The 20,064-nt window shown below is 66.0% G+C and carries 14 protein-coding genes; 4 read left to right on the top strand and 10 right to left on the bottom strand.

The window, feature by feature from the left end:
* The first annotated feature begins 132 nt into the window (after window positions 1–132).
* Genes AB4Y79_RS04610 through AB4Y79_RS04600 form a run of 3 tightly spaced genes read left to right on the top strand, consistent with a single transcriptional unit; the run spans window position 133 to window position 3,633 of the window.
* Window positions 133–1,545, top strand: coding sequence for an O-antigen ligase family protein (locus AB4Y79_RS04610; protein ID WP_441859154.1), 1,413 nt, complete (start codon window positions 133–135; stop codon window positions 1,543–1,545).
* Window positions 1,542–2,444, top strand: a complete 903-nt coding sequence (locus AB4Y79_RS04605; RefSeq protein WP_441859152.1) for a chain-length determining protein — start codon at window positions 1,542–1,544, stop codon at window positions 2,442–2,444. Before AB4Y79_RS04610 ends, AB4Y79_RS04605 begins: the two co-directional genes overlap by 4 nt.
* The gene (locus AB4Y79_RS04600) at window positions 2,425–3,633 is read left to right on the top strand and encodes a glycosyltransferase (protein WP_441859150.1); all 1,209 of its coding nucleotides are present in this window, start codon (window positions 2,425–2,427) and stop codon (window positions 3,631–3,633) included. Before AB4Y79_RS04605 ends, AB4Y79_RS04600 begins: the two co-directional genes overlap by 20 nt.
* On the opposite strand, the gene AB4Y79_RS04595 is transcribed toward AB4Y79_RS04600, so the two are convergent.
* The 10 genes from AB4Y79_RS04595 to AB4Y79_RS04550 form a co-directional block, all read right to left on the bottom strand.
* Window positions 3,617–5,203: a glycosyltransferase family 4 protein gene (locus AB4Y79_RS04595; RefSeq protein WP_441859148.1), complete on the bottom strand. Its 1,587-nt coding sequence runs from the start codon at window positions 5,201–5,203 to the stop codon at window positions 3,617–3,619. The genes AB4Y79_RS04600 and AB4Y79_RS04595 overlap by 17 nt on opposite strands.
* Window positions 5,184–6,668, bottom strand: a complete 1,485-nt coding sequence (locus tag AB4Y79_RS04590; RefSeq protein ID WP_441859145.1) for an oligosaccharide flippase family protein — start codon at window positions 6,666–6,668, stop codon at window positions 5,184–5,186. The genes AB4Y79_RS04595 and AB4Y79_RS04590 overlap by 20 nt, the downstream gene beginning before the upstream one ends.
* Before the next feature lie 31 nt (window positions 6,669–6,699).
* On the bottom strand, window positions 6,700–7,824 hold the full coding sequence (locus AB4Y79_RS04585) for a DegT/DnrJ/EryC1/StrS family aminotransferase (RefSeq protein WP_441859143.1): 1,125 nt from the start codon (window positions 7,822–7,824) through the stop codon (window positions 6,700–6,702).
* Window positions 7,821–8,480 (bottom strand): acetyltransferase, encoded by a 660-nt coding sequence (locus tag AB4Y79_RS04580; RefSeq protein ID WP_441859141.1) that lies wholly within the window; start codon window positions 8,478–8,480, stop codon window positions 7,821–7,823. Before AB4Y79_RS04580 ends, AB4Y79_RS04585 begins: the two co-directional genes overlap by 4 nt.
* Entirely contained in the window at window positions 8,477–9,643 is a 1,167-nt protein-coding gene (locus AB4Y79_RS04575; protein WP_441859139.1) for a DegT/DnrJ/EryC1/StrS family aminotransferase, read from the bottom strand. Before AB4Y79_RS04575 ends, AB4Y79_RS04580 begins: the two co-directional genes overlap by 4 nt.
* Entirely contained in the window at window positions 9,643–10,635 is a 993-nt protein-coding gene (locus tag AB4Y79_RS04570) for an NAD-dependent epimerase/dehydratase family protein (protein ID WP_441859137.1), read from the bottom strand. The genes AB4Y79_RS04575 and AB4Y79_RS04570 overlap by 1 nt, the downstream gene beginning before the upstream one ends.
* Window positions 10,632–11,756, bottom strand: coding sequence for a Gfo/Idh/MocA family protein (locus tag AB4Y79_RS04565; protein WP_441859135.1), 1,125 nt, complete (start codon window positions 11,754–11,756; stop codon window positions 10,632–10,634). The genes AB4Y79_RS04570 and AB4Y79_RS04565 overlap by 4 nt, the downstream gene beginning before the upstream one ends.
* 27 nt (window positions 11,757–11,783) lie before the next feature.
* Window positions 11,784–13,376, bottom strand: a complete 1,593-nt coding sequence (locus tag AB4Y79_RS04560) for a sugar transferase (protein ID WP_441859133.1) — start codon at window positions 13,374–13,376, stop codon at window positions 11,784–11,786.
* A gap of 150 nt (window positions 13,377–13,526) precedes the next feature.
* On the bottom strand, window positions 13,527–16,214 hold the full coding sequence (locus AB4Y79_RS04555) for an AAA family ATPase (protein WP_441859131.1): 2,688 nt from the start codon (window positions 16,212–16,214) through the stop codon (window positions 13,527–13,529).
* A gap of 305 nt (window positions 16,215–16,519) precedes the next feature.
* The gene (locus AB4Y79_RS04550) at window positions 16,520–18,760 is read right to left on the bottom strand and encodes a PKD domain-containing protein (RefSeq protein WP_441859129.1); all 2,241 of its coding nucleotides are present in this window, start codon (window positions 18,758–18,760) and stop codon (window positions 16,520–16,522) included.
* Window positions 18,761–19,192: 432 nt separating this feature from the next.
* On the opposite strand from AB4Y79_RS04550, the gene AB4Y79_RS04545 reads away from it, so the two are divergent.
* On the top strand, window positions 19,193–20,062 hold the full coding sequence (locus AB4Y79_RS04545; RefSeq protein WP_441859127.1) for a glycosyltransferase family 2 protein: 870 nt from the start codon (window positions 19,193–19,195) through the stop codon (window positions 20,060–20,062).
* The last annotated feature ends 2 nt before the right edge of the window (window positions 20,063–20,064 follow it).

The raw sequence follows: 20,064 nt of genomic DNA, 5'->3' as shown, positions 1-20,064 counted from the left end.
AATCATGGGTCAAATGTCATACTGGATAAAAGGGAAATATGCGGCGACAAATAGTGATTTTGGAGCTACGCTATCACTCTCAACATTGCGTGTGTAAGGGTATTTCAACCCCGGCAGGAAGATTGGGGGGATGTGGGAAAGCATCTGCCAGCTCCCTCCGTGCTGGGTCCGGAAGTCCGACTGGACGCACCCCTGCGCGTTGAGGGCGCGGACCAAAAGCCACCGCTGCTCCTGCGGGTGACGGCGGTGGCCTGTTTTGTCTTCCCCTCCAATTTGGTGTTGGAGCCGCTGGGTGCCGCAGGCTACGTGGCACACATACTCGCGTTGCTGGTTTTCGCACTGTGGGTAACGTCCGTCATGCTTGGCCTCCACAAGACCATCGACCGGGAGCATCCGGGCCGGTTCGCGCTGGCAGCCCTCTTTGCGGTGTCCTGCGCCTCCTACGCCGCTATGTACGTAGGAATCAGCGGGGGCACTACCGATGCAATGCGTGCGAGTGCGGACCGCTGGATGTTGCTGATGGTCGCCTCGTCCGGGCTGGTGCTGGTGACAACTGAGACGACGCGGACCGTCGACGCGGCGATGATGCTGGTGCGTTCGCTCCTGCGCGGCGCCGTCTTCTGCAGCATCGTGGCGGTAATCCAGTTCACCTCACACGTGGATCCCATGGCGTGGTTCCAAGGGATACTGCCAGGTTTCAAGGACAACGGCGGGAACCAGCCGTTCCAGGAACGCGGAAGCTTCCTCCGGGTTGCCGGCAGCACCTTCCATCCCATCGAGCTGGGGGTCATCGCCTCCATGCTCCTTCCGCTGTCCCTCTGGCGCGCGCTGTATGACAGGTCGGGCCGCAAATGGATGCACTGGACGGGGACGGGTTTCATCGTGTTCGCCATCGCCGCGACGATCTCCCGCTCTGCGGTCCTGGGTGTCCTGACCGTGGCCCTGGTCTTCTTCCCGTTTTTGCCCTCCAGGTCCAGGCAGTGGACGGTCCTGGGGTTCACCGGTGCTGCCACACTGCTGTTCCTGGCGGTGCCCGGATTCGTCGCAACCCTGTTTGGGTCCGTCACGGCGGGGACGGCAGACCCCTCCATCACCGCAAGGCTCGAGGATTACCCCAGGGTGGAAGCCATGGTGTCCGCCCGGCCTTGGCTTGGAATAGGCCCCGGGGCGTACCTGACGCGGAACGCCATCGAGGTCCTTGACAACCAGTACCTGAAGACGATCGTCGAAATGGGCGTACCGGGATTCCTGGCACTCCTTCTGTACATGGTTGTTCCGGGGATCGCGGCCTGGCTGGCAGCGTTCAAAGCCAAAGAAGAACGCTTGAAGACACTGGCGGCAGCAGTCGCGGCCGCCTGCCTGGTGGCCGCTCCCGCGTCAGCCGCCTTTGACTCCCTGGGCTTCCCCGTCCTCGCACTCGTCTACCCCATGTGCGTCGGGCTCTCAGGAACGGTCTGGTTGCTCGTCGCCGGCGAACGGCGGGCACTTGGCCCGACTACCAAGGAACAAGGCTCCAACCTTGCAGAATCTGAAAGGCTCCCATGACTCCCGTCTCGGTTCTCAAAATCCTGTGGCGCCACAAGGTCTCGATGATTACCGTCGTAGTGCTCACCCTTGTAGCGGCCGCCTATGTCTTCTTCTATGCGCCCCGGAGCTACATGGCTTCGACCGTCTACGTCCTGGTGACGCCCCGGGTGCCCAGCGTGGAAGAAATGCGCGCCGACCCCGCACTCGCCGCGGCAAACTCGGACAACCCCTACCTGCGCTCGGCGGACAGTTCCCTGATCACCCAGGTGATGGCGACGAAATTGAGCTCGACCGACGTCGCCGACTCGCTCAAGGCCACCGGATTGTCACCGGATTACACCGTGACCCTGCCGGCCACCACTGGTGCCGGCCAGCTCATCAGGATGGAGGCCACAGGATCCAGCCCGCAGCTGGCCATTACCACCGCCGAAGCCCTGGGCCAGCGTCTCACCGCCAAATTGCGGGATGCACAGAAAGTCAACGGGGCTGACGACCGCTATCTCTTCACGGCTCTTCAGATTGACCCGCCCAGCAAGGCGACAGAGCAATTCTCCAGCCGCCTCCGTTCCATGATCGTAGTGCTCATTGGCGGCGTCATCCTCCTGTTTGGCGCTGTCTCCATCGCCAGGATGCTGGAAAGTTCGCGGGCCGCCAGGAAGGACGCCGCGGACAAGGCCAAGCCGGTGTCCCGGCGCAGGCGCTCCGGGGACCGCCACGCCGCACCGGAAGCCCCCGCCGTGGACGACGACGGGGAACCGCGCGGCGGAAGCGCAGTGAGGGCACCGGCAGTGGAGGACAGGAAGCCCAGGAAATATGCGGTGGCAGGGGTGCATGACTCGCCATTCCTGTTGCCACAGCACGAGCTGCAGGACCTTTCCTTCGACGAGCAGCGCTCCGATGTCCCGGTCAAACGCTGAGCAGGAGCGGCGTGTCCCGGTCTCTGTCGTCTGCGTCTTCAACAACCCGGCGGTGCTCCAGGAGTGCCTCTCGGCTTCCGTTGAGGCAGGCCGCCACCAAGCGGTGGACCTCGAATACCTGCCCGTGGACAATACGGCACGGCAGTTCTCCTCCGCCGGAGCGGCCTTGAACCATGGCGCTGCATTGGCGCGGAACGATGTGGTGGTTTTTGTCCATCAGGACGTGTTCCTGCACTCCATCCCGGCGTTGGAGAGGGTTGCCGCGGCCTTGATGGCAGATCTGTCCCTGGGCATGGTCGGTGCAACGGGAATGACCGGAGAAGGCCGCCTCCTTGGGCTGATCCGCGACCGCATCGTTCTGTCCGGCCACCAGGAAACGGGCCTGGCGGACGTGGACAGCCTGGATGAAGTCCTGTTCATGATGCGGCGGGACCAAATCCGCCGGCAGCCGCTGAGCGAGGAGCCGGACCTGTCATGGCACGCCTACGCTGTGGAATACGGAGCCCGGCTTCGGTCCACAGGCAGCCGTGTGGCGGTGGCCAACATTCCCCTGACCCACAACAGCCTCACCATCAATTTGGACCGGTTGGCTGAGGCACACCAGTGGATCGCCGGAGCGTATCCCGATCAATTGCCGATCGTGACCACGTGCGGAACCGTGCAGCAACGCCCCCGCGTTCCCTCCGTCCTTGCCGGCCTGGTGAACTCGCAGAAGTGGCGGTACCGGTGGCTCCGGGAATCGGTTTCTGCCCACAAGCTCCGCAACAAATCCCCACTGCGCCCCGTAACGGTCCTCGGCGACCTTCGCCGCGACATCGACGACATCTGTACCGCCGCCGGCGTCGGCACTGCCACGGTGATCAATGTGCTACCCGGCAGCGCCGGAGGGGATGAACTGGGCGAGCCCCTGGAGCTGGGCCGGCGAGGTGTCCGGTTCCGCTTCCTGGCAGTGGATGAGGGTGCCGTTGCCGCCCTGGTGTCGGCCCAGGGGCCGGATACCACAGTCGCCGTGACCAACATCAGCGTTGATACGGCCGGTGAGGTGGTCGGCGTGCTGGAGGGACGGCGGGTCATCCTGGGATTCCACGAAAATACCGGACCATGGCTGCTCACGGGCCCCGGGGTCGACGCGGCCGAGGCACACTACCGCACCCCCCGCTCGACACCACTGGCTATGAAGGTTGGATGAGGCGCCTGCGCGTGTCTGACATCCACGCGCGGCTCCGGTCCGGAACCAACTGCGCGAGGCCAATATGGGGTGATGTTCGCCAGGCCGCCCACTGTTTGATGCGCTGTGGGGTTCCAAGGAAGGGCATGATGTCTGCCCAGGCCGCGTCCAGTCCGGCAAATCCGGTTTCCTGCTGCACCAACCCCACCAGCCGGTCCAGAGGTCCGTCTCCCCAGGGAGCCGGCGCTGTCGCAACCGGAGCAGTTCGGGCCAGGGCGGCCTCGGTGTAGACCCGTTCCGCCGTCTCCCGCCAGGCTGAGGGGCTGTGGCCGTCGACGATTGCCGTGCGGGTGGCTGCCCCCCGCGCCGTCCTGGTGGAATCCGAATCTGCCAGTCCAGCCAGGGCGGACACAAACCCTGCGGGTGTCGACGGCGCCAGGAGGAGGTCCTCCAGGCCAGGCGTATCCGATCCCAGGACGGCGCATTCGGCCGGATGGCCCCTGAACGTCACCAGCGGCAGCCCGTGTGCTCCGGCCTCCAGCATTGACGTCAGCGAAGCGAAGGGGAAGGAGTCCACGTAGGCATCGGCGATGGACATCAGTGTTGAGATGGTGGCGAGCCTCCCGACGGCACGGATTCGTCCGCCGGTGGCAGCCGCCGCCGCGGCCCAGGCTCCGGTGGGCGGGGGGCCCGCGACGAGGAGGCGCGCATGTGGCCGCCGGAGCAGGAACGACCGGAACAGGTCTATCAGCGAGTCCGGACCGACGGGATCGTATTTGCTGCCTGCCGCGGCCGAAACCACTACAAAGTCCGTATCCTGGACGCCCCAGCCGGTCCGGGCAGCCGACTTCTGAGATTCATCGGCTGCCCCGGCGGGTGCAAGTTCGAGTGGCCGGTTGGCCACCACGCAGCGGTTGGCATCAATTCCCCGGCGGTGGACGGCCAGGTCCCGACCGCTTTCCCGCAGGCACAGGACGAGTGCCGCGGCAGACGTCCCCTGCCAAAAGACGTGGTCGGCATGGTTGACGTACACGGCGGGCGGCGTGCCGGGGACGCCCAACGCGAGGGAAGGGACGACGTCGTGCGGGTGTGCGTGCACGATAACGACGTCGGCCAACGCGATGATGCGGCGCAATACGGCGGCCCTCTTTATCAGTCCACCGGGCCGGCGGTCCAGGAGAAGCAGGTCGCGGGGATCCGAAAGGCAGCCCGCAATTTTGGCCGGACATTCGGTGCTTCCTTGGCGGGTGACCACCACTTGATGGCACGACTCCGGATCCTGGCGGATCCAGTGCGCAATGCTCTGGGTATGGCCGCCGGTGCCGTACAGCTGCGTGGCCACGTGGACCACCCGGCGCCTGGCCCCTTTCCCCGGCGCTGCGGGGAGGGGGTGTGCAATGGAGGACCGGAGCTTGCCCAGGACGTCTTCCAGCCCCTGGTGGCCGAAATAGCCGGTGTGGTCGGTCCAGGCGAATCGGGCGGCGAGCTGCGCCTGCACCGCCGCCCGCTCCCACTGCCCGGCTGCCGCAAGGAGGGCTGCAGTCGCCACCAGGCTTTCAAAGGTGTCCCGGTTACCGCTGATGCTCTGCAAGGCCCCCGCTCCTCCCCAGTTTCTTCAACGTGGCAACGTCGGCGCGCTTGACCCACAGCAGGGCCGCCGTAATGGAGCCGGCAGCAGCCCCGGAGAGCAGCAGCGCCCATGGGACAGCGAGTTCCATCCGGCCGAGGAGGGCGGAGGCGGCCAACAGCGCTGCTGATGCGGCCGAGGGCATCAGCAGTTGGCGGAGCACCCGGAGCGGCGGGACACCCACGGCGCGCAACCGCCAGAGGTACAGGGGCAGCACCAGCGCGGCGACGACGAGGAATTGGGCCATGGCCACCCCGGCGATCCCGGCGCCGGCCCCGAGGAACAGGGCCGGTATCAGGGCCACCAGCCAGCACACCTGGATGGACATGATGGACCCTGTCATTCCCGCAACGACCAGGTAGTCGTAGATCAGCTCGAACAGGATCCGGAGCCCCGCCACCATGGCAAGCCAAAACAGGGCAGCGCTTGCACCCGCCCAGACATCGCCGTACACAATCCGGACGATGGTTTCGGACTCTGCTGCCAGGAACGTGACGGCGGGGAAGACAACGCACGTCATCACGCCGATCAGGGCCGTGACGGTGGAGCGCATTCTTTCGGGGTCATGCTGCAGCCGGGAAAGCACCACGGGAGCCACGCTTCGCAGCGGCTGGGAGAACATTGTCACCGGCCAGCTGGAGAGGTTGAAGGCCAGGACGTACATCCCCAACATGACCGGACCGAGCGTACTGCCCGTCACCAATTGGTCCAGGTAGCCGACACAGAACACGATGATGCTGGTCCCTGCCAACGGAAGCCCGAACCGCAGCAGCGGCATCAGGATGCTGCGGTCCAGGCCCAGGCGCAGGGGGAGCGGCGACTTGAGGACGAAGAGCAGACCGCCGGCCACCGTCCCTGCCAGCCGGCCAACGGCAAGGCTCATCGCACCCACGCCGGCCAGGACCAGGCAGATCGAGACGATGGCCCCCACCCAGACATTCACCTGGTCGATGAGCATCTTGGTTCTCTGGTCAAATGCCCGCTGCATCAGTGCTGCCGGCGTAGCGACGACACCGCTGACCAGGACGCAGCACACCATGACCCTGACCACGTCCGTGGCGCCGGGGTCGCCCATGCGGTCCGCAAACCATGGGGCGGCGGCAAGGCCGGCCACACAGAGGACCGCGCTGGAGAGGATCGAGATGGTGGTCACGGTGGGCGCGATCCGTGCGGGATCCTCCGGCCACCTCACGATGGCGAGGCTTACCCCCAGTTCGTTGATGGTCAGGACGGCGAGCAAGGCCACCATGGCAACCGCGAAGCTGCCGTACGAGTCCGGCCCGAGCAAGCGGGCCAGGACGATGCCAATTCCCAGTGTGCCGAACCTGGCCACCGCGGTATTCAGGAGGCTCCAGCCCAGTGCCGAGGTGGCACCGGACGGGATCTGCTGCGTGGACACTTGGGCGGATGCCAGGCCGGGGCGCTTCATCGTCGTCCCCGCACGGTGGTCCCCAAAAGGACTACGGCTTCGTCACTGCGCATGACAGCGCCCCCGCAACGCGTTCCTGCTGTTCGGCAGTGATATGCGGGAACAGCGGAAGCGACAGGATCCGGCCGGCAGCGTCCTCGGCGACGGGGAATGAACCGACAGTCCGGCCCGCATATGCCCCGCTGCGGTGCACCGGAACCGGGTAGTGGATTCCTGCCTGGATCCCGGCCGCGTGCAACGACTCGAGGACGGCGTCCCGGTGCTGGACCCGCACCACGTACAGGTGCCACACGTCCGCGTTCCCCGGCGCCTCACGCGGGAGCTCAACGCCCGGCACATCTGCCAGCAACGCCGCATAGCGTTCCGCCGCTGCCCGCCGCCGCAGGTTCCAGCCCTGCAACCTCGCCAGCTTCGCTTTAAGGACCACCGCCTGGACGGTATCCAGGCGCGAGTTGAACCCGATGGCGTCGTGCCGGTACTTCACAGAACTCCCGTGCGCACCCAGCAACCGGACCTGGGCATCAACATCGGGGTCGGAGGTCAGCACCGCTCCCGCATCCCCGGCCGCCCCAAGGTTCTTGCCAGGGTAGAAGCTGGTCCCGGCGGCAAGGCCCCACGTTCCGGCATGCCGGCCAAACCGTGTTGCGCCCTGGGACTGGGCGGCGTCCTCGATGATCACCGCGCCGCAGGAGTCCGCAACAGGGATCAACTGTTCCACGAAGGCGGTCTGCCCGAACAAGTGGACCGGCACGATGGCCTGCGTGCGGGAGGTCACTGCGGCGGCCACGGCGTCGGGATCGATCAGGAGATAGCAAGGGTCGACGTCGACAGGCACCGGGACTGCCCCGATCCGGCTGACTGCCTCCGCCGTGGCGATGAAGGTGTTGGCAGGGAGGATGACTTCCCCGCCTGGCCGCACGCCGCCGGCACGCAGCGCAAGTTCCAGCGCGTCCGTTCCGTTCGCGACGCCGGCGCAGTGCCGTGCGCCCAGGAAAGAGGCGTACGCCGCCTCGAACGAGGCAACGGCCGGCCCGCCAATGAAGGAAGCCGAACTCAGGACCGTGTCCAGTTCGGCCATGACCTCCTCATGGATTTCAGCCTGCTGGGCTGCCAGGTCCACCAGCGGGACCGCCTGCACATCCACATCGGAATTCATGAAATTCCCCCAACACTGAATCGTTCGCCGTCAATTTCACGGGCGGGCACCCCAACCCACGTCTGCCCGTCGGGCACGTTGCTCAGCACGGCCGCTCCCATCCCCACGGTGGCGTACGCGCCCACGGACGTGCGTTCGCGCACGCTGGCGTTCATCCCCAGGTAGGCTGCCCGGCCAATCCGGACGCCGCCGCCCAGCGACACTCCTGCAGCGAATGTGGCGAAGTCCGCCACGTCGTCGTCGTGCGTGAAGGTCACCGAGGGCATGGCAACCACGTGCGATCCCAGGGTGACGGATGCGGTGAGCGTGACGTTGCGGAGCAGGATGCTTCCCCTGCCCACCCGGCATCCTTCCGGGTACTGGACCGAGGGGTCCACCGCCGTCGCATAGCGTGCCTCGGTGAGGCCCATGGCCGTCAACCGCTCCACCACCGATTCCCTGACCCGCCCGGAACCAATGCACACCAGGACAAACGCATGCGTGTACTTCGCGGCGTCATCGATGGTTCCCAGGACCGGGGCCCCGTCCACGGTGACGCCTGCCATTTCCCTGTCGTCGTCCAGCAGGCCGACGACGTCGTACTGGCCGCTGCTGCGCACCATCGCCAGGACTTCGCGGGCCAGGCCGCTGGCAGCTATCAGGATCAGCTCGCTCACGTGCGCATCCCTGCGGCCGCCCCACGGATGGTGCCGATGATCCTGTCCAGCCCGTCGTCGTCCAGTTCGTGGTAAACGGGAAGGATCAGGGTCCTGTCGTTGAGCCGTTCGGTTTGCGGCAGGAGGGAGCCGCCGGAGTTCCGCCACCGGTAGGCCGGCTGGCGGTGGGCGGCCATGATGCCCCTCCGGGCCGAGATCCCGGCGTCCGCCAACAGCTCCATCAGCCCGTCCCGCGTCGTCCCAAAGCTGGGCAGCACTTCCACCCAGAAGGACTGGAAATTCGTGGTGCCGTAGGGCGGGTCCGAGACCAGCCGGAGGCCCGGGACCCGGGAAAGGCCGGCAACGTAGCGGGCCGCAATATTCCGCCGCCGCTCCAGCACCTCCGGCAGCCGGCCCAGCTGGACGATTCCGACGGCGGCCTGCAGGTCCGTCATCCGGTAGTTGAACCCCACCTCCAGGTACACCTCCGGAGGGGCCAGGAGCGATCCGTGCCGGTCCGCTGCGGACACGCTCATGGAATGCTCCCGCAACGTCCTGGCCCTGGCCGCCCAATCGGCCCGGTTGGTGGTGAGCATGCCGCCCTCACCGGTGGTGAGGATCTTGCGCGGATGGAAGGACCACACTGCCACGTCCGCGCCGGCGCCTACCGGCTTGCCCTTGTACCTCGACCCCACCGCGCATGCGGCGTCCTCGATCACCAGGATCTCGTGCCGGTCGCAGAGTTCGCGGATGGGGTCCAGGTCCAGTGGCACGCCGCCCTGGTCCACCACGATCACGGCCCTCGTGTCCAGCGTGAGGGCGGCGTGCAGGGTTTCCGCCGTCACGTTCCCGGTGGCCGGGTCCACGTCGCAGAACACGGGCCGGGCACCGACGTAGGTCACCGCGTTGGCCGTGGCAATGAAGGACAGGGAGGGCACCACAACGTCGTCCCCGGGGCCGATTCCCGCCACGACCAGGGCCAGGTGCAGGGCCGTGGTGCAGCTGGAGGTGGCCACCGCGTGGCGGACGCCCTGGTACTCGGCGAACCGGGATTCGAACTCCTTGACCTTGGGGCCTTGCGCCACCCAGCCGGATGCCACCACCTCGGCCAAAGCCCTGGCTTCCTCATCACCGAGCCAGGGCTTCATGACATTGATCCGGGCGAGGACTGGTTCGGCAGTCATCAGGCACCAACCTTCCGTGTGGCGGCAATTTCATCGCGCAGCGGCATCCACCATCTGACGAGTTGGCGCAGTCCTTCATCGAGTTCCACTTCCGCCTTGAAGCCAAGGTCGCGGGCGGCCGCGGACGTATCGGCCAGCCGGCGGACCACGCTGTTCACCTGCCGTGCGGGGCCATGGTCGACGCTGAGGTCCGAGCCCATGACCCGCAGCAGCGTGCGTGCCATCTCCAGCAGGCTGGTCTCCGTCCCGCTGGCCACGTTGTAGGTTCCTTCGGCAATGCCGCTGGCGGCGGCCAGCACATTCGCTCGGGCCACGTCCGCGGTGTAAATGAAGTCCATGGTCTGGAGGCCGTCGCCGAAGATCAGCGGCGGCTGCCCGTCCATGATCCGTTCCATCCACCGCACCAGGACCTCTGTGTACAGGCCGTGGACGTCCATTCGGGGCCCGTAGACGTTGAAGTAGCGCAGCATCACGTAGTCCAGGCCCGTCATGGCTCGGAAGCTCCGGGCCATCCCTTCGTTGAAGGACTTGGCGGCGCCGTAGAACGTGTCGTTGTTGGCATGGTGGTGCCGTTCCGTGGTGGGGAACTCCTCCGCCATCCCGTAGACCGATGCGCTGGATGCGGCCACGAGCTTGGCCACCTTGTGTTCCGCAGCGGCTTCCAGGACGTTGAAGGTTCCGTCCACCAGTACCTCCAGTGCCAGCCGGGGTTCCTCCGCGCACTGGGTGATCCGGATGGCCGCCTGATGGAACACCAGGTCCTTGCCCCGGGTGAGGTCATGCACCAGGTCCCGGTCCTGGATGCTGCCCTGCACCAGTTCAACCTGCCCGGCTGCCAGGGCGCCGGAGAGGTTGTCCAGCCTGCCGCGGACAAGGTTGTCCAGGACGTCGATCCGCTCCACCCCGGCGGCCAGCAGGGCGTCCACCAGGGTGGACCCGATGGTGCCTGCGCCGCCGGTGACCAGGACATTGGCCCCCTGCAGCGGGCTCACCGGGCCCCCTCCAGTTCAGCGCCGGTACCCGCCATCGCGCCGCCCGCCACGGAGGTGGGCCGGCCGTCCAGGGCCAGGCTGCGGGTGACTGCTTCAAGGACGGACAGCACCCGGAGCCCGGAGGCGCCGCCCGTCCGTGCCTGCCGGCCGGTACGGATGCAGGATGCGAGTTCCTGCACCACCTGGCCGAGTGCCTCACGTTCCGGCAGCGCCGGGGACCACGTATCACCCAGGCGGTAGGAAACAGCGGTGGACGCCTTCTCGCCTGCAGTTTTCGGCTGCCGGTCCAGGCTTACCCCGCGGTCATAGACGCTCAGCCGCTGCTGGGGGTTCAGATCGTCCCACACCAGGGTCCGCAAGGATCCGCCGATCACCATCTGGCGGATTTTGGTGGGACTGAGCCAGTTCACGTGCACGTGGGCGGTGGCATCGTTGGGGAGCCGGAAGTTCAGGTGGCCCACGCAGTCACGGCCGGTCCCCAGCGGGTCCGCGCCGAACGCTGAGACCTCGGCGGGGTTGAGGCCGCCCGGGAGGACGAAGTCGAGGATGGACAGGTCATGTGGGGCGAGGTCCCAGAAAACGTCGACGTCGGGCTGCACCAGGCCCAGGTTAATCCGGGTGGAGTCCACGAACAGGATGTCGCCGAGGGATCCTGACTGCACCAGCTCCTGCATCTTCAGGACCGCCGGCGTATAGCAGTAAGTGTGGTCCGCCATCAGGATCAAACCGTTCGCCCGTGCCTCGGCCACCATCTCCAGCCCGTGTTCCCGGCTGTCCGCCAACGGCTTTTCGACCAGGACGTGCTTCCCGGCGCGCAGCGCCGTCATGACCGCTCCATGGTGGGTTCGCGCCGGCGTCGCGATGGCTACCGCGTCAACGTCAAAGCTGTCCAGCAACTCGTCGATGGACTCGACGCACGGGATCTGCCCCAGCGTGTCCGCCAGCTTGCGGGCCCGGTCGATGTCCAGGTCGCAGATGGCCACCAGGTCCCAGTCCGGGCTGGCCTGGAGGTTGCGCGCCAGGTTGGGTCCCCAGTAGCCGGCTCCGACGACGGCGATGCGGAGTTTTGGCGCAGGCTGCGGGTGGTTGGCGGGATGGAAGGGACTGCCGAATTTTCTCATGTCATTTTCTTCCCATTTGTGAGTGTGTCAGTAGGCACCGGACGGCCGGACGACAGCCCGGAACGTCCGCCAAAGAATCAGCAGGTCACCGGCGAGGGACCAGTTTTCGACGTAGTAGAGGTCCAGGCGGACCGCTTCCTCCCACGGAAGGTCGGAGCGGCCGTTGATCTGCCAGAGCCCGGTGATGCCCGGCTTGATCAGCAGCCGGCGGTGGGTGTGGCGTTCGTAGCCGCTGACTTCACGGTCCAGCGGCGGGCGGGGACCCACCATGCTCATGTCGCCCAGCACCACGTTCCAGAGTTGGGGGAGTTCATCGAGCGAGTATTTGCGCATCCAGCGGCCGCAGCGGGTGACCCTGGGATCGTCCTTCATTTTGAAGAGCACCCCGGCGCCCTGATTCTGCTGGTTCAGCCCCGCCAGCCGCGCCTCGGCGTCGACCACCATGGACCGGAACTTGTACATCCCGAAGGCCTGGCCGTCCTTGCCGATCCGGGCCTGCCGGAAAAGGACCGGGCCCGGGCTGTCCCGCTTCACGATCAGCGCGAGCACGAGGAGTACAGGTGAGAGCGTCAGCAGGGCCGCCAGCGCCGCGGCCACATCCATGATCCGCTTCATGGCATGCTTTGCACCGCCGTACTGCGGAATGTCCACGTGCATCAGGGGCAGGCCGTCCACCGGCCGCCAGTGGATGCGGGGACCGGCAACATTGGTCAGGGTTGATGCCAGGATCAGCTCCGCGGAGGACTCTTCGAGTTTCCAGCCCAGCTCGCGGATGAATCTGTTGCCGCCCGGCAGGGGTCCGGCGATGATTACCGAGTCCGCGTCCGCCAGGCGTACTGTCCGGGCGATATCGTCCGTGGAGGACAGGACCGGCACAGTGCAGCTGTCCACCCGGAGTCCTGCACCGCGGCGTGCTCCCGGGAGGCAGGCCCCGAGGATTTCGTAGACCGCCCCGGACTTGCGGATCTGCTGCACCACATAACGGACGTCCTCGGGCTCGCCCACCACCACGGCGCGGGAGAGGTGCCGTCCCTTGGCCTTCTCGGCGGTCAGGCGGCGGCGGAACGCCCGGCGGTTCAGGGTCAGGGCCACCAGGCCCAGCGGCAGGGACACGGTCACGAATGCGCTGGCGCCGTGGATGGAGACGATCACGGCTGCGAGGGCCAGGAGGCCAAAAACGCGGAGCGTGGCGGAGGCAACCCGCTTGTACTCGTCAGCGCCGATGCCCAGCACCTTCGGGTCCCTGGTGTGATAGATCTCCAGCGCCGCCAGCCAGGTTGCCGTGAGCGCGGCTGCCGCGGCTGCTGCTCCGCCATCCCTGGGGCCTTCGGGAGAGAACCCCGCCTCGGAAAGAAGGAAGCCGGCGTAAGCGGAGAGCGTGACCACGACGGCGTCTGCGGACCGCAGGAGGTTGGTGTGCCGGCTGATCCAGGCTGCCGTTGCTTTGCGGGGCCGGGCATTCGCCGCAGGAAGAAGGGTGGCTGCCGGCGGCAGGGGGAACCGGGTTCCTGCGGTTTCCCCTGCCGCCAGCTGCTCTGTTCCCGCCCGCTGTGCAGCAGCGGGCGGAACAAGCCAGTCGAAGGCCGAACGTCGGGCCCTGACAACTGGTATCTCTGCCATGATCACCCTTTCGGTCGTAGCGCCTGTCCCCTGGCTGTGAAGCAAAACTAGCCGCGGCCGGCCGGGTTTGAACGGGGCAGGGGCGGCCTTTGTGGGTCTTGCAAGGGAAGGTTGTGGATACTGCGGGTACCGCAACTGCAGGGATTTTTCCTACAGAACAGGCAGCACGTAGGGTTCCCTGGCGGCGTGGCCCTTGTCTGCGGCGAGGGCCGTCAGCTGTGCCCGGGACTCGACACCGAGCTTTCGGTAGATGGCTGTCAGGCGCACTTCCACCGTGCGCACGGAGACGTACAGCGTGGCGGCAATTTCCTTGTTCCGCATGCCCCGGGCCACCATTTTGGCCAGCGACCGCTCATGGTCTGCGAGCATCAGCATGGCAGGGTTGCCCTGCTGCCGGACCGGTTCCACGCGTTCGTCCAGGAGGAGGGCATCCACGTGCTGGGTCCAGGCATCCGCGCCCGCCTCGTCGAACATCACCTTGGCCCGGAGCAGGGCGTCGCGTGCGTCGCGCAGCTTGCCGAAGGCGTGCAGCCGTTCCGCGTAGCACATCAGTGTCCTTGCCTGCTCGAGCATGTGCCCGTTCCGGCCCTGGAGGGCTTGGGAGAAGAGCTGCAGCGACTGCTCGCCGTCAGCCAGCATGGCGCGGCTCCGGGTCACGGCCATCATCAGCCACGGTGAGCGCAATCCCACGGAACGGCCCTCGAGGCGCATCAACGCCTGGGTGGCCTCATGGTGCCGGCCCAGGCGGATAAGCACTTCCACCAGGTCGGCCTCACAACGGAGCAGGGTGGGGTTGCCGAACCCCATGCCGATCTCGACGGCCCGGGACAACTGGGCAACGGACTCCGCCAGGTCACCGCGCAGCAGGGCAAAATGGCCCTGGCAGGCAGCGAGCTGTGCGGTGAGCGCCGGGTGGCTTTCCGCACCCGCGTATCGGTGGGCCTCGACGGCGTGCGCCTGGGCACGTGCGGCATCACCCACGGCGTAGGCGCGCCACACCCGGAAGTAGTGACGCACCCCGCGGTGGTATTTGATTTCGGGTTCGGAACGCTCCAGGTCATCGATCAGCGTGACTGCCGCGCGTACGTTCCCGGCCCGGATTTCATTGTCGACTGCCATCAGGGCTGCGGTTTCACGCCAGTTGACGTGACCGGGTTCTGCGGAGCCGCGGAGCATGGCAAAGGCCTCCTGCGCGCCTTCATAGTGCTCGGCGTAGGTCAGCGCCCGGCCTTGCACCAGGAGTCCGGCCACCCGCGCGGTGCCGGACTGCTCATACTTGAAGGCAAGGTTTGCGGTGTTTCCGCTGATGGATTCCACCAGGGTTGCGGCCCGGCCGGAAATGGCCAGGCACTGGGCGGAGGCGGAGCCTTTGAAGCCGCCGCCGCACCGGAGGAGCTCGGCGGCGTCCTTCAACTCCCACCTCTCGGCGTAGTAGAGGGCCCCGATGGCGAGCAAGCTGGCCGCGTAGGCGGGATCGTGCTGGCCGAACTCCTTCACCAGGCGCAGCACCATGCTGGAGCGTACGGCGGCGCCCTGGGCGAACTGGATCTCGAAGGACAGGCCGGTAAGCCGCAGGATCAGTGCCGGATTCCGGGTCACCCGCTGCGCCCATTCCAGATAGCGCCGGGCGTAGACGAACTCTCCCCGGTTGAACAGGAGTTCAGCCAGTGTGGTGAGGCGGGCTGCCGTCTCGGCCTCCCAGGGATTGATGGTCAGGGCCCGCTCGATGTATTCCACCGCAAAGACCACCTCGCCGCCGCGGATCAGGTCGACGGCGTGCCGGAGCAGCTGGAACGGGGTCTTGCGTTCCAGGGCGGTAAAACTCAGGTGCCACCTGCGGGCGTACGGGTCCGTGTTGTTGGCTGCTTCCGCGAGGGCGCGGTGGTTCGCGGTCCGGACCGCAGGGGTCATGGCGTTGAAGACGGCTCCCCGGAGCAGCTGGTCACCGATCCCAAGGTGCGGCCCGGTCCGCTTCACCAGGCCGGCGCCGAGGAGTTCATCAACGCTGGTCCACACGTCATGGTCGATCTTTTCGATCGTGGAAATATCGCTGCGGTAGGACAGGGCGAGCAGGTCCAGGACTCCGCGGGCGCCGGGGTTCAGCGCACCAACAACGGACGCGTACTCGGCGTCAAAACTTCCCACGGAGGCGAGCGGGACGGGCAGGGCGTATTTTCCTTCAGCGTGCCGGACCATGAGCTGGTTGTAGAGTTCGACGGCGGCAAGCGGGTTGCCGCGGGTGGCTGCGGCAACCGCGTGCGCGGCCGCCGTCGTGGTCCGTTTCGCGGGAATGCTTTCAAGCATCCGCACCGTATCGCTGTAGGTGAGTGCGCCAAGCTGCAGGACGGGCAACCCGCTGAACGGGCCTTCCGGGAGCTCTGCCCGCAGTCCGAGGACAAGGACGACGTCAGTGCCGGTGAGGCGGCGGCCAAGGAACCCCAGGACTTCCTGGCTGCTGTGGTCCAGCTGGTCGGCGTTGTCGATCACGATCACAGTCCTGGAAGACGAGCGCTGGTGCAGGCCGTTCAGGAGCATGCCGGACACGGAGGGTACGTTCATGTCCCCGGCGCTGTCGCGAAGGAGATCGTCCGCAATCCGGTTCAGGACAGGATCGTCCATGTTGTTCAGGAGCGCAGTCAGCCCGGAGAGCGGCCAGTCCGATTCGGCGGCGCTGGCGGCCATGAACACCGTCCGGTAATCGGACAAGGTGGGGATTTCGGCAAGGAGGGCGGATTTTCCCGCGCCCCTGCTGCCCGCAATTACCAGAGCGCCTTCCTTGGGTCCGCGGACAACGGAAAGGATTCGGTCCAGTTCTTTGCTACGGCCCACAAGCGGCATGGCGTTCCCCATTCGTCGAAGAAGGAGACCGCATTCTTGCACTGCCAATTTAAGGTTGATTCACGCGCCCCAGCGCGGGTTAATCCGGTAAGAGTGAATATAGCGCCGAAAGGAACTAATTCGGCACATTATTACGCGCTGTATTTCATCAAGATTTGCCACTGGGATCGCTCAAGAATGCGTTAATTTCGAGGCACGGCGAATTTGCTTCAACATAAGATTCATTTGCCAACGGCAGGGAGCGGCTCCGGGGCCGGTATGGCAGCCCCGGAACCGCTTCCCATCACGCTCTGCCGGCAGCGGCCCTATGCCGCCGGCTTGAGCGCCGTTCGCCAGGCAACAACGGCCCGGGCGGCACTCAAAGTCCAGGTGGCTGTTCCGCTGGCCCCCGCCGTCGCCTGCGGTTTATCCGCCTGCTCGGCAATCTGCCCGGCCGCGGCCTCCCAGCGTTCGGTCCACCCCGAGGGGGCGGTGACCACCGGAGTGCTGCAGTCACAGCCCACCCCGCCGATCAACATGGCGCCGTTGGTGGCCGTGGTGATGCTGCCTACCGTAATGCTGGTCGCGGAGTAGCTGGTGTCAGCCGCCGTCACCACCGGGCTGTCCAATGGCGTGGTGGTGTTGACCCCGCGGTACGCCGTGATGCCGCCACCCCACTTTGCCGCCGAACTGAGCGTCCAGCTGTAGGTGGCCGGATCAGAGGCCCCAACCACCTTGTAGTAGGCGTAGGCCCGCGCCCCGGAGGAGGAGGAACTGTTGATCGACTGCCCGTTGACGAGTGCCGTCCAGCCGGCCGGCGCCGTCAAACCCGGATTGAGGTCCACGGTGATGGCGGCAACCAGGACGTCACCGGCGGAGGTGCCCGCGGGAACCGCCAGCGAAGCCGTGCTCACGGCGGTGCCCGAGTTCGCGGTGTTGGCGTTCACCACGGTGATCCCGCCGGACGTTGGCGGCGGTGGCGCGCTGCTGACGGTGATGGTGGCCGTCGCGGAGGATGATCCAGTGCTGTTGGTGGCCGTGAGCTTGGCTGTGTATGTCCCGGCCGCCGCGTACGAATGGGCGGGATTCTGGACTGCTGCCGTGCCGCCGTCGCCAAAATCCCACGCCCAGGAGGTGGGTGTATTCGTGGACGTATCAGTGAAGGTGACGTTCAGCGGTGCCGTGCCCGAGGTTGGGTTGGCGGTGAACGACGCCACCGGCGCCTGGCCTGCCGGCGGCGGAGTGCCGCCCAGCGCCCGGTCGGAGAACCAGTAGCGTTTTGCCACATTGTCGCTGGCCATGACCACCAGGCCGGTGGTGTTGTTAACGCTCTGCTTGCTGGTGGTGACGTCATTGATGTTCGACGACGACGCAGCCTGCATGATCGGGGTACCGCGGCCCGACCCAAAGACAGGATTGTCCATGGAGGCGGTCTTCTCGTAGATGCTGCCGGCTACGCCGGAGTACGCGCAGCCGGACACCGAGGTGGGCGGCGCCGTTTGGAATGCCCGCACCAGGTTGTTCTGGGTATCCAGGACGATCTGGGGACGGGATACGCAATCACCGGTGGTGGCAATCGTGGACGCCGTGAAGGCGCCGGTGCCGGGCTTGAAGACCAGCAGGACCAGCTGCGGCAGCGTCTTGTTGGAGGACGTGTCGTTGAGGCTCGTCTTCACTGCGGCGAAGACCCGGCCCGAGGTGTCGGCCTGCAGGGTCTTGAGGTTCAGGTGGTCATCGGCTTGCCCGTTGCCCCTGATGGCCGGCTGCAGTTTCCAGTTGGAGTTCGCGGGCTTTCCGTCGGCATGGGTGGCCCACCACATGGTGTCAGTCCGCTGGTCGCTCCACATGACGCCGATCTGGCCGCCGCCGAACGCCACCACCGCGGAAATGTCATCGGGTGCCGGGTTGGGGCTGGCCACCGGAAGCACGAACGGGGTACCCCACGTCGCGCCGTTGTTGGTGGAATAGTTCACGTAGACGGTGTTGGTGAATCCGGATGTCGAGTTTCCGCCCACCTGCGTCCAGGTCGCCCACACGCCGCCCACGGAATCCGCATCGATCGTCATTGATTCACTGGAATTGTTGGTGATCGTGGTGGGAAACCCACTGTCCAGCGTGAACTTGCCGCCGGCGTAGCTGTACCTGTAGAGCTTGGCGGGCTGGCCGGAAAGCGATGGCTTGGGGGAGCCGTCGGTGCTGACGGTCACCACGTGGGAGGCGATGAACAGGTGGGTGCCGTCCCAGAGCGTATCCGCGAGGGTGCTGCCCCGGGTGTCGTTCACCACCCCGGTATCCACCCAGCTGTTGGAGGTCCGGTCCAGTCGGTAGATGCTCCATCCGGTGCCGGTTTTCCACATGTCCGCCCACCATGATCCGTCGTTCCACCACAGTTTGCTCTGCGGTTTGTCCGATGTGGGCGGGTTCGCCACCCCGGAGTAGGCCATGCCTTGGGTGCCGTACACGGTGTCGGCTACGGCGGCACCCGGTACGCCGAGGATGGAAGCTGCGAGAACGAGTGCGACGACGAGGGCCTGGCCCATGCGGTGGGAGATGTGTCTGAGCTTCATAAGGGAACTCCTGGGGCATTTAGGAAACGTTCAGGGGACGTCTGCCCGTTGGCCCAGAAACAAAGAGCTCAAGCCCCCAAGTACCGAGAAGCGTATGCCTGAACGCCGCCGCGGGCAATGCGGCGGAGATACCCAAATGGGGATTCTTTACACTCCCCTACCTAATGGCTTCGGCGCCGCAGCGATCCCCTATACCTAATCGGAAGCGCCATCACCGACCCCTCTACTTGCCTAACAGGGGGTAAACGACGGGTAAAAAGTGAGTACCTACTACTCGTGATACCCGGATTAGGTAGGGGGTAGTCTGCGGGAACGGCCAGAGGATTGGCGATGGGTTGCTGGGGGATCAGCGACCAGACCATGACCGGATCAAGCGTATGTGCCGCGGCAAATACCGCCGGCGGCATTGTCCAGAATCCGAACTGTCATGAAGTGGTGAGGCAATTGTCAATTTCGCCCCAACTGCCGGCTTTGTTTTCCCAGCCGGGACTCTTATTTCCACAAGCCTCGATCAGCGTTGTTATTCCGACGTTGAACGAGGAAAAGAACCTTCCCTGGGTTCTGCGCCGGATGCCCTCCTACGTCGATGAAGTAGTGATCGTGGACGGCCGTTCGCAGGACAACACTGTTGAAGTGGCCAAGGCCATTCGCTCGGACGTCGTGGTGGTCAACGAAACCCGCAAAGGGAAGGGAGTTGCCCTCCGTTCAGGATTTGCGGCCGCCAGCGGGGATATCATCGTGATGCTGGACGCGGACGGCAGCATGGATCCGCAGGAGATCGGGTGGTTTGTAGCGCCGCTCCAGCACGACTTCGATTTCGTCAAGGGTTCCAGGCACGTCACCGGTGGCGGCAGCGAAGACCTGACCCGCCTGAGGAAGGCCGGGAACCGGGCTCTGACCGGACTGGCGAACGCTGTCCTGCACAGCAATTACTCGGATCTTTGCTACGGCTACATCGCCTTCCGGCGCGAGTGCCTGGAAGTACTGGAGCTGGAGTCGGACGGCTTTGAAATCGAAACCGAACTCATCGTCCGGGCCGCCAAAGCGGGATTGCGGATCGCCGAGGTTCCCAGCCTTGAGCTGGACCGGATCTCCGGCGCATCCAACCTCCAGACCTTCCGCGACGGCTGGCGTGTGCTGCACACGCTGGCGCGCGAGTGCGCGGTGTGGGAAGCGCCGACTGCCGGCGCACGCCCCGAAGCGCTCCGCCGCGTGAAATACACCTACTCCAACGTCCGCTTCCCGCGGTTGCCCGTGGACCCGCACAGTGTCCTCACACCGGCGGTGAGCCACCATGCTTGATC

The sequence above is a fragment of the Pseudarthrobacter sp. YAF2 genome, from assembly GCF_052113345.1.
Lineage (GTDB): Bacteria > Actinomycetota > Actinomycetes > Actinomycetales > Micrococcaceae > Arthrobacter.
Note: the sequence above shows the minus strand (reverse complement) of the source record. Positions and strands in the feature narration are given on the sequence as shown.